Origin of the sequence: Pseudomonas sp. BW7P1 (assembly GCF_024981055.1) — a bacterium.
In the GTDB taxonomy this organism is placed as follows: Bacteria; Pseudomonadota; Gammaproteobacteria; order Pseudomonadales; family Pseudomonadaceae; genus Aquipseudomonas; species Aquipseudomonas bananamidigenes.
In genome coordinates this window covers 4,668,734-4,684,629 of sequence record NZ_CP103374.1, presented here as the reverse complement: position 1 = coordinate 4,684,629, position 15,896 = coordinate 4,668,734, and the positions used below count along the sequence as shown (strand labels likewise).

The window sequence follows — 15,896 nt, the reverse complement described above, 5'->3', positions numbered from 1 at the left end:
AGAAAAGCGGCAGCCGGCGGAAACCCGTTGCCGCTTTTCTGGCATTGCCGCCTGGCCGAGGCCCTGCAAAGCCCCGGAAACCGGGGTTTTTTCAAGCTGGCACGCAGCTTGCTATAACCCGATTACGAAAAACCGGACACCTGAAGGTTCCCGACATGAGCATCAGCTTCGATAAAGCGCTCGGAATTCACGAACAAGCCTTGGGCTTCCGCGCCCAGCGTGCTGAAGTCCTGGCCAACAACATCGCGAACGCCGACACCCCGAACTACAAGGCTCGGGATCTGGACTTCTCCAAAGTGCTCGAAGCACAGAGTCAGAAGAACGCCAACGGCACCATCGCCCTGAACATGACCAACAGCCGTCACATCGAAGCTGAAGGCCTGGGCAACGGCGACGAGTCGCTGATGTATCGCACACCGATGCAGCCATCGATCGACCAGAACACCGTCGATGCCCAGCTTGAGCAGTCGAACTACGCGCAAAACGCCATCGGCTTCCAGGCCAGCTTCACGCTGCTCAACAGTAAATTCAAAGGGCTGGTTTCAGCCTTGCGCGGAGAATAATCCATGTCCCTGTCCAGCGTTTTCAACATTGCCGGCAGCGGCATGAGCGCACAGAACACCCGTCTCAACACCGTCGCGTCGAACATCGCCAACGCCGAAACCGTCTCGTCGAGCATCGACCAGACCTATCGCGCCCGTCACCCGGTGTTCGCCACCATGTTCCAGGGCGGCCAGAGCGGTGGCAGCGACTCGCTGTTCCAGAACCAGGACGCCGCAGGTCAGGGTGTACAGGTGCTCGGCGTGGTCGAAGACCAGAGCAACCTCGAGGCGCGCTACGAGCCGAATCATCCGGCCGCCGACGCCAAGGGCTACGTTTACTACCCGAACGTCAACGTGGTGGAAGAAATGGCTGACATGATTTCCGCGAGCCGGTCCTTCCAGACCAACGCCGAAATGATGAACACCGCCAAGACCATGATGCAGAAGGTACTGACCCTCGGTCAGTGATAAGGGGCGACTGCCATGAGTGTGACCGATACCACCAGCAGCCTGACGATGAAGGACATCCTGGCGAACTCGTCGAAAAAGACCAGTTCGACCACCGGTGACGGCATCGCTTCGGCCACCAACAGCTCCACCGGCGGCCAGACCCTGGGCAAGGATGCGTTCCTGCAACTGCTGGTCACCCAGCTGAAAAACCAGAACCCGCTCGATCCTCAGGACAACAGTGCATTCGTTGCCCAGTTGGCGCAGTTCAGCAGCCTCGAGGGGATTACCACCCTCAACAGCACCGTCAGCTCGCTGGCCGGCAACTACAACTCGTCGCAAGCCCTGCAGGCTTCGTCGCTGGTCGGCCGTAACGTGATCGTGCAGACCAACTCGGTCCAGCTCGACGATCCGAGCAAAGGCATGACCGGTTCGGTCACCGTGCCATCGTCGATTGCCGGCGGCACCGTCACCATCAGCGACAGCAGCGGTGCGGTCGTTCGTACCATCGATCTGGGCAGCCGCGCCGCGGGCAGTGCGAGCTTCACCTGGGACGGCAAGGACAAGGACGGCAACCTGGTGAAGACCGGTAACTATACCGTCAAGGCCAACGCCTCGATCAATGGCACCTCGACGGACATGGCGACCTACCTGCCGGCCACCGTCACCAGCGTGACCATCAGCCAGACCGGCGGCGAGCTGATGCTCAATCTGTCCGGCAAGGGCACCGTCGCCCTGTCCAAAGTACAAACCATTGGTATATAGAGCCGACTAACCGGCACAAAGGAGTGGAATATGTCTTTCAATATCGGCCTTAGCGGTCTCTATGCAGCCAACAAACAACTGGACGTGACCGGTAACAACATCGCCAACGTCGCGACCGCCGGTTTCAAATCGTCCCGTGCCGAGTTTGCGGACGTCTATTCGGCGACTCGTCTGGGCAGCGGCAGCAAGGTCATCGGTAACGGTGTGCGCCTGGCCAACGTGTCCCAGCAGTTCACCCAGGGCGACATCAACAACACCGGCAACGTGCTCGACATGGGCATCAACGGCTCGGGCTTCTTCACCCTGAGCGACAATGGTTCGATCACCTACACCCGTGCCGGTACGTTCAAGGTCGACAAGGACGGCTTCATCACCAACACCGACTACACCTCGCGCCTGCAAGGTTATGGTGTGGACGCCAACGGCAAGATCATCAACGGTGTGTTGACCGACCTGAAGATCGACACCTCGAACCTGGCGCCGAAGTCCACTTCGCTGGTGACTTCGACCATCAACCTGAACTCGACGGCTCCGGTGATCGACGACACCGTGGCGGCAGGCAAATTCGATCCAACCAACACTGCCACCTACACCAAGTCGTTCAGTACCCCGATCTATGACAGCCAGGGCAACTCCCACGTCATGGATCAGTACATGGTGAAAACCGGGGCCAACACCTGGAAGGTCTACACCCTGGTGGACGGTCGTAACCCGGATGCCACCGGCAGCGATCCGAAAACCACTGCACCGGTGGCCTCGACCATGAGCTTCGACAGCACCGGCAAACTGACTCAGGTCAGCACCCCGGATCCTGCGAACCCTGGTACGCCGATCATCAGCAGTGACCTGAAACTCACTGGCTGGGTGCCAGGCACTGTCACCAACGGTGTGTGGAAGGCCAACGGCGCTTCGGCCAACCCGGCCGGCATCACCATCTCGATGGCCAAGACCACTCAGTTCAACGCCGACACCGCGCGTTCCATCCCGACTCAGGACGGTTACGCCACCGGCCAGATCACCAACCTGACCATCGACGGTACCGGTACGCTGTTCGCCAACTTCAGCAACAACCAGAGCAAGGCCATCGGCCAGGTTGCACTGGCCAGCTTTACCAACGAACAGGGTCTGCAGCCTGTGGGCGGCACTGCCTGGAAGGAAACCTTCGCTTCGGGTATCCCGGGCTACGACGCACCGGAAACCGGTACTCTGGGTTCGGTCGTGTCCAACTCGCTGGAAGAGTCGAACGTTAACCTGACCAACGAGCTGGTGGACCTGATTAAGGGCCAGAGCAACTATCAGGCGAACGCCAAGACTATTTCTACCCAGAGCACCATCATGCAGACCATCATTCAGATGACCTGATTTTTGGTTGTTCAAGGAGCCCCTCTTTTTGAGGGGCTTTTTTTTGTTTGTCGTGGCGTCCTGGTGGACGGCCATGCTGTGGGGGGATTGGGTGAGTATCCGTTGCTTCGGGTGTGGCGGCTGGCGGTTTCGCCCTTACGGCGACTCACTTTTTTGACAAACGCCTCAAAAAAGTAAGCAAAAAAGCGCTTGCTCCTGCGTTCGGCCCGCTCGCTGGGGCTCGGGGGTCCTTCGCTCCGGGATCATCCGGGGGGCATCGCCTACGGTTTGCTTCGCTGCACCTCCTCTCGATGTGTTTGGCTTCGCCAAACAGTCGCTGCGCTCCCACCCCCGAATAAATCCCTCCACTCAGCCTTCCGACGTCGCCCGAAGATCAAAAGCGGTACTTGAGCTAACGCTCATCGTGTTGAGTGGTAGAAAGCCAAAGCCAAAGCCGAAGCCAAAGCCAAAGCTGGGTTGGGGATATTCTTTTTTATAACTCGAGTTCATCTCGGTATTTCACTTCGGCATACATCTTCCTGGCGACTTGATCGGTTCTTGCTCCCATCCAGGGTGAGGGCGCTTTAGCTTTTCCCGCAGGCAAAAGAAAACCCCCGACAAACCAGAAGTCTGTCGGGGGTCTCGGCTCAGGCGTTTCGCAACGCCCGATTCAGCTCAGTTTATTGGCAAGCTTCGCAATCCGGTTCGTCGATGGCGCAGGCCTTCGGTACCGGAGCAGGGCCGGCAGGCGCTGCCAGGACCGAATCGTCACCGTGGTTGCCGCCCGCGGAAACCGCGTTCAGTTTGCCGGTGTTGATGGTCGACTTCTCGGTGCTGGTCGCGGCCAGGGCACGGAGGTAGTAGGTGGTTTTCAGACCGCGGTACCAGGCCATGCGGTAGGTCACGTCGAGTTTCTTGCCCGATGCGCCGGCGATGTACAGGTTCAGCGACTGAGCCTGGTCGATCCACTTCTGGCGACGGCTGGCGGCGTCGACGATCCACTTGGTGTCCACTTCGAACGCGGTCGCGTAGAGCGCCTTGAGTTCTTGCGGGATGCGCTCGATCTGCTGCACCGAACCGTCGTAGTACTTCAGGTCGTTGATCATGACCGAGTCCCACAGACCGCGAGCCTTGAGGTCGCGAACCAGGTACGGGTTGATCACGGTGAACTCGCCCGACAGGTTCGATTTCACGTACAGGTTCTGGTAGGTCGGTTCGATCGACTGCGATACGCCGGTGATGTTGGCGATGGTCGCGGTCGGTGCGATGGCCATGATGTTCGAGTTACGGATGCCTTTCTGTACACGGGCGCGAACCGGTGCCCAGTCCAGGGTTTCCTTCAGGTCGACGTCGATGTACTTCTCGCCGCGAGCCTGGATCAGGATCTGTTGCGAATCCAGTGGCAGTACGCCCTTGGACCACAGCGAACCCTGGAACGTCTCGTACGAGCCGCGCTCGTCGGCCAGGTCACAGGAAGCCTGGATCGCGTAGTAGCTGACCGCTTCCATCGACTTGTCGGCGAACTCGACGGCAGCGTCGGAACCGTAAGGGATGTGCTGCAGGTACAGCGCGTCCTGGAAGCCCATGATGCCCAGGCCGACCGGACGGTGACGGAAGTTGGAGTTCTTCGCCTGCGGCACCGAGTAGTAGTTGATGTCGATCACGTTGTCGAGCATGCGCACGGCCACGTCGATGGTGCGCTTGAGCTTGGCGGTGTCCAGCTGGCCGTCGACGATGTGGTTCGGCAGGTTGATCGAGCCCAGGTTGCAGACCGCGATCTCGTCCTTGTTGGTGTTCAGGGTGATCTCGGTGCACAGGTTCGAGCTGTGGACCACACCGACGTGCTGCTGCGGGCTGCGCAGGTTGCACGGGTCCTTGAAGGTCAGCCAAGGGTGGCCGGTTTCGAACAGCATCGAGAGCATCTTGCGCCACAGATCCTTGGCCTGGATGGTCTTGAACAGCTTGATCTTGCCCGGGTATTCGGTCAGGGCTTCGTAGTACTCGTAGCGCTCTTCGAAGGCCTTGCCGGTCAGGTCGTGCAGGTCCGGTACTTCGGATGGCGAGAACAGGGTCCACTTGCCGTCGTCGAAGACACGCTTCATGAACAGGTCAGGGATCCAGTTGGCGGTGTTCATGTCGTGGGTACGACGACGATCATCACCGGTGTTCTTGCGCAGCTCGATGAACTCTTCGATGTCCATGTGCCAGGTTTCCAGGTAGGCACACACAGCGCCTTTGCGCTTGCCACCCTGGTTAACGGCGACGGCGGTGTCGTTCACCACTTTCAGGAACGGAACCACGCCCTGGGACTTGCCGTTGGTGCCCTTGATGTACGAACCCAGCGCGCGAACCGGCGTCCAGTCGTTGCCCAGGCCACCGGCGAATTTCGACAGCATGGCGTTGTCGTGGATCGCGTGGTAGATGCCCGACAGGTCATCCGGAACGGTGGTCAGGTAGCAGCTCGACAGCTGTGGACGCAGGGTGCCGGCGTTGAACAGGGTCGGGGTCGAAGCCATGTAGTCGAACGAGGACAGCAGGTTGTAGAACTCGATCGCACGGTCTTCTTTCTGCTTCTCTTCGATCGCCAGGCCCATGGCCACGCGCATGAAGAAGATCTGCGGCAGTTCGAAGCGCACGCCATCCTTGTGGATGAAGTAACGGTCGTACAGGGTCTGCAGGCCCAGGTAGGTGAATTGCTGGTCGCGCTCGTGGTTGATCGCCTTGCCCAGTTTCTCCAGGTCGAAGTCGGCCAGCACAGGGTTCAGCAGTTCGAACTCGATACCTTTGGCAACGTAGGCCGGCAGGGCCTTGGCGTACAGGTCGGCCATTTCGTGGTGGGTCGCGCTCTCGGCGACGCCCAGGAAGCCCAGACCTTCGGCACGCAGGGTGTCCATCAGCAGGCGGGCAGTCACGAACGAGTAGTTCGGCTCGCGCTCGACCAGGGTACGGGCGGTCATCACCAGTGCGGTGTTGACGTCGTTCAGGGCCACGCCGTCGTACAGGTTCTTCAGGGTTTCGCGTTGGATCAGGTCGCCGTCGACCTCGGCCAGGCCTTCGCAGGCTTCGGTGACGATGGTGTTCAGACGGCCCATGTCCAGCGGCGCGAGGCTTCCGTCGGCGCGGGTGATGCGGATCGACGGGTGTGCCTGGACCGGTGTTTCGGCGGTGGTGCGGGTGGCGCGCTCCTTGGAGCGGGCATCGCGGTAGATTACGTAGTCGCGAGCCACTTTCTGCTCGCCGGCACGCATCAGGGCCAGTTCGACCTGGTCCTGGATTTCTTCGATGTGGATGGTGCCGCCCGACGGCATGCGACGCTTGAAGGTCGCGGTGACCTGTTCGGTCAGACGGGCAACGGTGTCGTGGATTCGCGACGAAGCGGCAGCGGTGCCGCCCTCAACTGCGAGAAACGCTTTGGTGATAGCGACGGTGATCTTGTCATCGGTGTAAGGAACGACAGTGCCATTACGCTTGATCACGCGCAGTTGACCAGGCGCGGTGGCTGCCAGATCCGGATTCGAATCGGCGGCCTGCGGCAAGGTGCCCTGCGGGTTCTCGCGAGTTGTGTCGGTTTGCATGGGTGTCTCCACGTTCTCTATGTTTGTTTGGGCACCATCACGGTGCCCACCGTTCCGTCCTGAAGCACTACGACCGGCCAGCGCCGGGTAACGACTTCGGGACAGTTCAGGAAGGGGGCCTTGTGGGCGCCGCTTCCATGCCGAAGTCTTCGGTTCGCGCAATACGCGTGAAACCGCATTCCGTTCGGGGAGCAGTTTCGCCACTGCAACACCCGTACCGTTTACGCCGTGATCGGCTGAAAAACGGTCGCCATCCGCAGGCGCGGTTTGGGCTTCTGAAAATACGTTTGGTTCAACCCGACAATGGCAATAAAAAGCCTTGAATTCACTGTCCGGTTTGTGTTTGGTTTTTGGCGCAAACCCCTACATGTAGGGGTTTTTCAGGCGCGGGCTACAAGATAATGCGTTTTGGGGGGCGATTGCAACGCACAGCCTGTGGATAACCCTGTGCGTAATTTGTGTGCGAAATGTCGAATTCGCATGTAGGCCGCAGACCCGTTGAGCTAGACCGTCTGTCACTGTTTTTTCTTCGGAAAAAACGCTTCAGCGGATTTTTAAGGGCGCGAACCCTATCACAAAAAACGGCCTTGTCCGAACGCATTTACCGACTTGTGTTCTCGCTGTACGCCGTTTATACAATCGGCACGAACACTTGCATTCTTATGCACCAAAAACATGACAAATGAAGGACTGCCATGCAGTCGGCGGGAGCAAGCTCCCTCGCCACAAGATCCTTCCTTTACTAATAACAATGGCAAGCAGAGGTCACCCGTGGAGCAAGAAGCCTGGCAGGTATTGATAGTCGAGGACGACCAGCGTCTGGCCGAACTGACCCGCGAATACCTGCAAGCCAACGGATTGCGCGTGGAGATCGAAGGCAACGGTGCGCTGGCGGCGGCGCGGATCATCAAGGAACAGCCGGATCTGGTGATACTCGACCTGATGCTCCCCGGTGAAGACGGCCTGAGCATCTGCCGCAAGGTGCGCGACCGGTATGACGGGCCGATCCTCATGCTGACCGCGCGCACCGACGATGCCGACCAGATTCTCGGCCTCGACATCGGCGCCGATGACTACGTGTGCAAACCGGTGCGCCCACGTCTGTTGCTGGCGCGCATCCAGGCGTTGTTGCGACGCAGTGACACACCGGAACCGGGATCGGGCAATCCCCGTCGTCTGCAGTTCGGCCCGCTGGTGGTGGACAACGCCTTGCGCGAAGCCTGGCTGAGCGACAGCGGTATCGAGTTGACCAGCGCCGAGTTCGATCTGCTGTGGCTGCTGGTGTCCAACGCCGGGCGCATCCTGTCCCGGGAAGAAATCTTCACCGCGTTGCGCGGCATCGGATACGACGGACAGGACCGCTCGATCGATGTACGTATCTCGCGCATCCGTCCGAAGATCGGCGACGACCCCGATCACCCGCGCCTGATCAAGACCGTGCGCAGCAAGGGCTATCTCTTCGTGCCGGAAGCCTGCGCAGAACTGCCGCTGTGAATTCGATCTTCCTGCGTATTTATGGCGGCATGTGCGCGGCGCTGATTCTGGTGGCGGTGCTCGGGGTACTGGCGTTGCACCTGCTCAATCAGGTGCGCAGCGAGCAATACCGCGAGCGTCTGGCCCATGGCACGTTTTCGCTGATGGCCGACAACCTGCAACCGATGAACGACACCGAACGACACCGGGCGTTGCTGGTGTGGGAGCGGCTGCTGGGGATTCCGCTGACGCTGAAGACTTTCTCCCAGACCGATCTCGATCTCACCCAGCGCACCCGTGTACAGCGCGGGCAGGCCCTGGTCGAGCAGACCGGGCCGCACGCAGCGAAGGTCTATCGGATGGTCAGCGAAAAGGAGCAGCTTGTGCTGGTGGGCGAGGTGCAGCAGATCAGCGAGCAACTGGCACGGGCAACCATCTATCTGCTGGCCGATGAACTGGTGCGGGTGCCGGTGGGTGAGCAGCCCAGACGTCTGGCGCAATTAAAGGAAGAGAAGGGGTTCGGCTTCGACCTGCGGCTGGTCACCGTGAACGAGGCCGACATGGATGAAGACCAGAGCCGTCGCGTGTCGGAGGGCGATACGGTGATGGCACTGGGCAAGGGCGGTGATTCGATCCGGGTGTTCGCCGGGATGGTCGGCACGCCGTGGGTACTGGAAATCGGTCCGCTCTATCAGATGAATCCGTACCCGCCGCAATGGCTGGTGTTGATTGCAGCGCTGGGGCTGACCCTGATCGGTCTCATCGTCTATTTATTGGTGCGTCAGCTCGAACGACGTTTGCGCGGTCTTGAAGCCGCGGCCACGCGCATAGCCAAGGGCAGTCTGGAAACCCGTGTGCCGGCCCGTGGTGCCGACTCGGTGGGCAAACTGGCGGCAGCGTTCAACGGCATGGCCGAGCACCTGCAACAGTTGCTGGCGATCCAGCGTGAGCTGGTGCGCGCGGTGTCCCATGAGTTGCGCACACCGGTGGCGCGCCTGCGTTTCGGTCTGGAAATGATCGGTTCGGCCACCACCCCGCAAGCCCTGGAGAAATACCGCGAAGGCATGGACCACGACATCGAGGACCTCGACAAGCTGGTCGATGAAATGCTCACTTATGCGCGGCTGGAGCAGGGCTCGCCGGCGCTGACGTTCCAGCGCATCGACCTTGATGCACTGGTCAGTCAGGTAATCGAAGAACTGGCGCCGCTGCGTGCCGACGTCACGGTGCAACGCGGCTTGTGTTTGTCGGCGGCTGATTGCGACGATGCCTGGGTCGAGGCCGAGCCGCGTTACCTGCATCGTGCCTTGCAGAACCTGGTGGGCAACGCCATGCGCCATGCGCGCTCGAAGGTCACGGTGAGTTATCAGGTCGGTCAGATGCGCTGTCGGGTGGACGTCGAGGACGATGGTCCCGGTGTGCCGGAAAGTGCCTGGGAGAAAATCTTCACGCCGTTCCTGCGGCTGGACGACAGCCGGACCCGTGCCTCCGGTGGCCACGGCCTGGGCTTGTCCATCGTGCGGCGGATCATTCACTGGCATGACGGTCGGGCGCTGATCGGCAAGAGCAAGAGTCTGGGCGGGGCGTGTTTCAGCCTGAGCTGGCCGAGGAATCAGGAACGGCGCTGAAATCGCTCAAGCCCGGATGCTGACCAGGCTCAGCAACTGCCCGTCCTGCACACTGAACTGCGCATCCAGTTCCGTGCCGTTGCGCCATTCGCCGGACAGGTCCGTCAGCAGTCGCAGCCGTACCTGACCCTGTTCGGTCCACTCGAGCATTTCGGCGTGCTCGAAATAGAAGCGCTTCTGGACGATCGGGTACAGCGCCTTGAACAGGCTTTCCTTCACCGAAAACGTCAGCGTCACCCACAACGCCAGTTGATCGCGGGCGCCGGCCGCCAGGCGCTGCATCTCTGCTGGTGTGAGGATTTCCCCGGCCAGCCGCTCGGCCCGTTCGGCGTTGAGCAGGTTTTCCAGGTCCATGCCCAGTCCGCGCCAGTGCTGTTTGTTGGCGACTATCGCCGCCGCGCGGCCGGTGCTGTGGGTGATCGAACCGCAGATGTGCGCCGGCCACACCGGCGCACGATCTTCGCCGATGGCCGGAACGCTGCCTGAACCTTCCAGTTGTTGCAGCGCGGCCCGGGCGCAGATCCGTCCGGCGAGATATTCCGCCTGACGCTTGGCCACCGAGCGTTGGATGCTCGGTGGAGGCTCGATGGCGCTGCGGCGGAAGTCATCGCCGAGCAACTGCGACGGATCGAAGTGGGTGCTCAGCAGCACCGTGTCCGGCAGCACGGTCGGCAATGGCCAGTGGGCATCGAGCGGGGTGCAGCAGGCGGGGAGGAGAGGGCTGGAATTCATGACGGGCATTTTGCCGATAAGCGTCAGGGCTGGATAGTAGGCATCAGTGCCATTGTGGTGAGGGCGCTTGCTCCCGCCGGGGCGCGAAGCGCCTCTGAACCTGCATCGGATTTGTGACGGCGTTACCGCTGAGCGGGAGCAGGCGCCCCCGCCACACGGCATCCAGTCAGCCAAAGATATTCTTGAAGAAGGCCTGCATGTCCGACCAGGATTTTTCATCCGCAGCCTTGTTGTAACCGATATCCGGGCCACCATGCTCGCCGTGGCTCAGGCGATCCGCGTCGGGGTTGGTGAAACCGTGTTTGGCGCCGTCTAGGCTGACGAACCTGTAGTCGGCGCCGGCCTTGTCCATTTCCGCCTTGAAGGCCGTCACGTTGTCGGCAGTGACCATGCTGTCCAGTGCACCGTGCTCGACGAGGATTTTGGCTTTGACACTGCCGGGTGTCGCCGGGGTCTTGGTGGCGAGAGCACCGTGGAAACTCACCACGCCCGCCAGTGGTACACCCTGACGGGCTGCATTGAGCACGACCCCGCCACCGAAGCAGTAACCGATGGCTGCCAGTTTGCCGGTGTCGGTCTGCGATTGTTTCTTCAGCAGGTCGAGGCCGGCCTGGAAGCGTTTGCTGGCGGCGTCGGCATCCTGTGTGGCGGCCTGCATGAACGCCATCGCATCTTTCGGGTGCTCGGTGTGCTTGCCGTCGCCGTACATGTCGATGGCCAATGCGCTGTAGCCGAGCCCGGCGAGATCCCGGGCGCGGCGCTTGGCGTAGTCGTTCAGGCCCCACCATTCATGGACCACCACCACGCCGGGGCGAGGGCCCTTGATCGCATCATCGTAGGCGAAATAACCGATCAGTTTCGTGCCGTCGGCGCTCTGGTAAGGTATTTCCTGAGTCTTGATCGCCGCCGCGCTGAGGCTGCTGAAGACGAGCAGGGTGAGGGCAAGGAACAGGCGCATGATCGGGTCTCCTGACAATAAAAGGTCAGGACAGCCTAGTTCATTTGCCTGCACCGGGTTCAGGGTGCGTTCAGGGCAGGTACAGGCCGGGTTCAGTAATCTTGAACCACGTGCGAGGGATGAAATGAACAGGCCCCTCAAAAGCGGCAGTACACCGTTGTCGCAGGTATGCTGTCGGAGATTCTGATTGGCCCGGGAGAGTGTCATGAAGCTGTTGGTCGTCGAAGATGAAGCGCTGTTGCGCCATCACCTGCAAACCCGCCTGACGGAAAGCGGTCACGTGGTCGAGTCCGTGGCCAATGCCGAAGAGGCGCTGTACCAGGCCGGGCAATTCAACTTTGACCTGGCGGTGATCGACCTGGGTTTGCCGGGCATGGGCGGGCTCGATCTGATCCGCCAGTTGCGTCAGGACGGCAAGAGTTTTCCGATTCTGATCCTCACCGCCCGTGGCAACTGGCAGGACAAGGTCGAAGGCCTGGCCGCCGGTGCCGACGACTATCTGGTCAAACCGTTTCAGTTCGAAGAGCTGGAAGCACGGCTCAATGCGCTGCTGCGTCGCTCCAGCGGCTTCACCCAGTCGTCCATCGTCGCCGGGCCGCTGTTGCTCGACCTCAACCGCAAGCAGGCGACCCTCGATGAACAGCCGCTGGCACTGACCGCCTACGAATACCGGATTCTCGAATACCTGATGCGCCACCACCAGCAAGTGGTGCCCAAGGATCGCCTGATGGAACAGCTGTACCCAGACGACGACGAGCGTGATCCGAACGTGATCGAAGTGCTGGTCGGGCGCCTGCGGCGCAAGCTCGAAGGCCCGGGCGGGTTCAAGCCGATCGACACGGTGCGCGGGCTCGGCTATCTGTTCAATGAGCGCTGCACTTGATCCGTTCGCTACGTGTTCGCTTGATGCTGGCCGCCACGACGCTGGCGGTGTTCTTCATGCTCGCCCTGCTTCCGGCGATGCAAGGGGCGTTCAGCCTGGCGCTGCAGGATTCCATCGAGCAGCGCCTGGCTTCGGATGTCACCACACTGATTTCCGCCGCCCGGATCGAAAACGGTCGGCTGGTGATGCCGGTGCAGTTGCCCGACGAGCGTTTCAACCTCGCTGACTTCCGTCTGCTCGGCTACATCTACGACCGCGAAGGTCATCTGGTCTGGCGCTCGAAAGCGACCCAGGAAGAACAGATCAACTACAAGCCGCGTTACGACGGGATGGGCAGCGAGTTTGCGCGGATTCGCGAAGCCAGTGGCCAGGAGTTCTTCGTCTACGACGTCGAAGTCAAACTGCTCGGCGGCAAGAATGCGGCGTTCAGCATCGTTGCGCTGCAACCGGTGCGCGAATACGAAACCACCCTCGAAGGACTGCGGGAAAACCTCTACCTCGGCTTCGGCGCGGCATTGCTGGTGCTGCTCTCGCTGCTGTGGATCGGCCTGACCTGGGGCCTGAAAGCCCTGCGCCGGCTCAGCCAGGAGCTGGACGAAATCGAAAGCGGCACCCGCGAAAGCCTCTCCGAACAGCACCCCCGTGAACTGCTGCGCCTGACCGGCTCGCTCAACCGCCTGCTGCACAGCGAGCGCCAGCAGCGCAGCCGTTACCGCGATTCCCTCGACGATCTGGCCCACAGCCTGAAAACCCCGCTGGCGGTGTTGCAGGGGGTCAGTGAAGACATGGCTCAGCGCCCGGAAGATCGCGATCAGGCCTGGGTGCTGCAAGCCCAGATCGAACGCATGAGCCAGCAGATCAGCTACCAGTTGCAACGCGCCAGCCTGCGCAAAAGCGGGCTGGTACGCCATCAGGTACGCCTGCGGCCAGTGCTCAAAAGTCTGTGTGACACCCTGGACAAGGTTTACCGCGATAAACACGTTCGTGTGGCGTTCGACCTGCCGGAGCAGTGTTACGTGCCGATCGAGCAGGGCGCCTTGCTGGAAATGATGGGCAATCTGCTGGAAAACGCCTATCGCCTGTGCCTGGGTGAAGTGCGTATCAGCGTGCGCGAGAGCCTGGCCGGGAGCGAATTGTGCATCGAAGACGACGGCCCCGGTGTACCGCAACATCAGCGGGCGCGGATCCTTGAGCGCGGTGAGCGTCTGGATCGCCAGCACCCGGGGCAGGGGATCGGGCTGGCGGTGGTCAAGGACATCATCGAGAGCTACAACGCCAAATTGACCTTGGGCGATTCGCCGATGGGCGGGGCGGCGTTCAGGATTCATTTTCCGGCGGTGTGACCGTTGGTCACGACTGTCAGATCTGCCAGTCGTTGTGTTTCTTGTTCCTTACTATCTTGGCGTATCCATGAGATTAGCGAGCCGACCCTTTTGGCTTGCCTGCATTACGAACGGATATCACCAGCGGCATAGGAACAAGGAGTTGGAAATGCTTAAGTTTCTTACGGTAAATGAAAGACAGCAGATTGCTGATATGACATTAAACGCGCAAATGGATTTGCCTCTCGCGTCCTTTGATGGAGTAGTGGGAAATCGCATCAGCTTCGATCGGTTGGGCGAGGGATTAACCATTCGCATTCCTCACTTTGAAGGACAGCGAGTCGGGGCAGATCTGATTGTGAAAGTTTACGGTGATTTTCGCGAAACCTCTTGGGCAAAACGCCTGAACTTGGAAAGTGATGACTCAGACACGCTTATCCTGATCCCTGGCAGTGAAGCCATTAGATTCAGGGGGCAAAACTTGGAACTTGACTACTTATACGATCTTCAACACCCCGCGCCCCAGGCTAAATATTTTGCGGAAGACGAGATTTACATTCCGGTAGTGGACGAGGCAGAGCAAGATGTCATCCCTCTGCCCGCGGTCAATGGCGGCATCAATCTTCGCCTGAGAGCTTCAGCGTCTCTTTCGAGCGAGGCGCTGGTATCGGTGTATATGCACGGAAGCGACTGTGACGCTTGTCTGGTCAAGCATTTTCAGCTTGAGGGGCATGACGACAGCAAGGATGTGGTGTTGAGGATCGAGCCGCGGTATTTGCAGCCGAATAAATATGGCACTGTCAGATTCATTTATACGGTGGAGAGAGCAGGTCGCAGATGGATCACGCCTGTTATCGAGCTGAAAGTCGAAGGTGACCTCAAGAGTCCTGAACCTGTTTACATGACTGAAGGGCGAGTCTATGCGGATTATCTTGAGCATTTAGACGAGGACGGACGTATTCCCTTTCTCCAAAGCACTAAGGGGATGGTTGAGGGGGACACGCTGACTTTTATCTTTGCGGGCAAAACACTCGGTACCTCATTTATCTTGCGCCAAACATTGGCGCCTCATCAGGTCGGTCGGGACCTGAAAATCCTTGTGCCATTTATGCATTCGGAGTTGGGGTATGGAGGTCAGGTGATGACTATTGTCGAGCGTATAACCGGGGAAACTTTAGGGTCGACATTGCGCAATTTCGACACTTGGTTACCTAAGTTGAGGGCTAGTGCCCCTGCGCCCGATAAGCCCCCGGCGTCAGCCCTGTCCACTTCTTGAACGCCCGATGAAACGCCGACGGCTCGGAAAAACCGAGCTGTTCGGCGATCTGTTGCAATGACAGATTGGCCCGCCCGAGGTGATAGATTGCGATGTCCCGGCGCAACTGATCCTTCAACTCCTGAAAACTGGTGCCTTCCTCCCGCAAATGCCGGCGCAGGGTTTGCGGGCTGATGTGCAGATGCGCCGCGACGGCTTCCAGGTCCGGCCAGCGCGCGCTGTCATGGCTGAGCAGGCGGCGCAATCGGCTGCTGAGACTGTTGCCTTCATCCGGACGTGACAGCAGGTCGGCCGGGGAGCGTTCGAGAAAGTGTTTGAGGGTGCGTTCGTCCTGCAACAGCGGCATGTGCAAATAACGGCTGTGAAACACCAGGCTGGTTTGTGTGGCCGAGAATTCCAGCGGGCAGGAAAACAGCAACTCATATTCGGCACCGTGGGCCGGTTTCGGGTAGCTGAAGCTTGCCTGCTCCAGGCGAATCCGCTGGCCGATCAACCAGCTGCCGAGGCGATGCCAGATCACCAGCAAGCTCTCGGAGAGAAAATGATCCGGATCCCACCAATGCCTGTCGTCGAGGCTCAAACGTACCCATTCGTCTTCGCGCGTCAAGGTCAGGCGCGGCGCTTGCGGGAATAGGCTATAAAACAATAAGCCGCGTTGCAGAGCCTTCTCCAGGCTGCGGCAATGAATGATGGCGTGGCACATCATGGCGAAACTGCCGGTCTTGCTGGGCGCGTCGCCGAAACCCAGACACTCGTCGTCCAGGGCCTGCCACAGGTTCTGGATCAATCGGGTGAACAGTTCAGGAGCGATCCGCGCACGGGGTTCGTCGAGCAGCTCGGGACTGATGCCCAGTTGCAACAGCAGGTCCGAATAATCGAATCCGCGACGACGTGCACCGCCGAGGGCGGCACGGGCGAAATGACTGGCGATGGTGCGTTCGCGCATGGGCGGCA

General features: G+C 60.1%; 13 protein-coding genes. 9 read left to right on the top strand and 4 right to left on the bottom strand.

Annotation, left to right across the window (positions count from 1 at the left end; genetic code table 11):
• The first annotated feature begins 155 nt into the window (after positions 1–155).
• Genes flgB through flgE form a run of 4 tightly spaced genes read left to right on the top strand, consistent with a single transcriptional unit; the run spans position 156 to position 3,116 of the window.
• Positions 156–563, top strand: coding sequence for a flagellar basal body rod protein FlgB (gene flgB / locus NWV16_RS21070; RefSeq protein ID WP_065258842.1), 408 nt, complete (start codon positions 156–158; stop codon positions 561–563).
• A gap of 3 nt (positions 564–566) precedes the next feature.
• A complete protein-coding gene (gene flgC / locus NWV16_RS21065) occupies positions 567–1,010 on the top strand; it encodes a flagellar basal body rod protein FlgC (RefSeq protein ID WP_065258841.1) in 444 nt (147 codons plus the stop codon).
• Positions 1,011–1,025: 15 nt separating this feature from the next.
• Entirely contained in the window at positions 1,026–1,754 is a 729-nt protein-coding gene (flgD, locus tag NWV16_RS21060) for a flagellar hook assembly protein FlgD (protein WP_065258840.1), read from the top strand.
• Positions 1,755–1,784: 30 nt separating this feature from the next.
• Positions 1,785–3,116: a flagellar hook protein FlgE gene (gene flgE / locus NWV16_RS21055; protein ID WP_260520615.1), complete on the top strand. Its 1,332-nt coding sequence runs from the start codon at positions 1,785–1,787 to the stop codon at positions 3,114–3,116.
• 659 nt (positions 3,117–3,775) lie between these two features.
• Here flgE and NWV16_RS21050 read toward each other — a convergent pair.
• Complete coding sequence (locus NWV16_RS21050; RefSeq protein ID WP_260520614.1) at positions 3,776–6,670, bottom strand: ribonucleoside-diphosphate reductase subunit alpha; 2,895 nt, start codon at positions 6,668–6,670, stop codon at positions 3,776–3,778.
• A gap of 771 nt (positions 6,671–7,441) precedes the next feature.
• On the opposite strand from NWV16_RS21050, the gene NWV16_RS21045 reads away from it, so the two are divergent.
• Together NWV16_RS21045 and NWV16_RS21040 are read left to right on the top strand one after the other, a co-directional pair.
• The gene (locus NWV16_RS21045) at positions 7,442–8,164 is read left to right on the top strand and encodes a response regulator (protein ID WP_260520613.1); all 723 of its coding nucleotides are present in this window, start codon (positions 7,442–7,444) and stop codon (positions 8,162–8,164) included.
• Positions 8,161–9,771, top strand: coding sequence for an ATP-binding protein (locus NWV16_RS21040; protein ID WP_260520612.1), 1,611 nt, complete (start codon positions 8,161–8,163; stop codon positions 9,769–9,771). The genes NWV16_RS21045 and NWV16_RS21040 overlap by 4 nt, the downstream gene beginning before the upstream one ends.
• A gap of 6 nt (positions 9,772–9,777) precedes the next feature.
• On the opposite strand, the gene NWV16_RS21035 is transcribed toward NWV16_RS21040, so the two are convergent.
• Both NWV16_RS21035 and NWV16_RS21030 read right to left on the bottom strand, forming a co-directional pair.
• Positions 9,778–10,503, bottom strand: a complete 726-nt coding sequence (locus NWV16_RS21035) for a 4'-phosphopantetheinyl transferase (protein WP_260520611.1) — start codon at positions 10,501–10,503, stop codon at positions 9,778–9,780.
• Positions 10,504–10,669: 166 nt separating this feature from the next.
• Entirely contained in the window at positions 10,670–11,461 is a 792-nt protein-coding gene (locus NWV16_RS21030) for a dienelactone hydrolase family protein (protein ID WP_260520610.1), read from the bottom strand.
• Positions 11,462–11,666: 205 nt separating this feature from the next.
• Here NWV16_RS21030 and NWV16_RS21025 point away from each other — a divergent pair, with 205 nt between their 5' ends.
• From NWV16_RS21025 to NWV16_RS21015, 3 genes are all read left to right on the top strand, one after another.
• Entirely contained in the window at positions 11,667–12,344 is a 678-nt protein-coding gene (locus tag NWV16_RS21025) for a response regulator transcription factor (protein WP_065261650.1), read from the top strand.
• Entirely contained in the window at positions 12,341–13,687 is a 1,347-nt protein-coding gene (locus NWV16_RS21020) for an ATP-binding protein (RefSeq protein WP_260520609.1), read from the top strand. Before NWV16_RS21025 ends, NWV16_RS21020 begins: the two co-directional genes overlap by 4 nt.
• 148 nt (positions 13,688–13,835) lie before the next feature.
• The gene (locus NWV16_RS21015; RefSeq protein WP_260520608.1) at positions 13,836–14,942 is read left to right on the top strand and encodes a hypothetical protein; all 1,107 of its coding nucleotides are present in this window, start codon (positions 13,836–13,838) and stop codon (positions 14,940–14,942) included.
• On the opposite strand, the gene NWV16_RS21010 is transcribed toward NWV16_RS21015, so the two are convergent.
• Complete coding sequence (locus NWV16_RS21010) at positions 14,890–15,888, bottom strand: AraC family transcriptional regulator (RefSeq protein ID WP_260520607.1); 999 nt, start codon at positions 15,886–15,888, stop codon at positions 14,890–14,892. The two genes, NWV16_RS21015 and NWV16_RS21010, sit on opposite strands and share 53 nt — an antisense overlap.
• Positions 15,889–15,896: the final 8 nt, after the last annotated feature.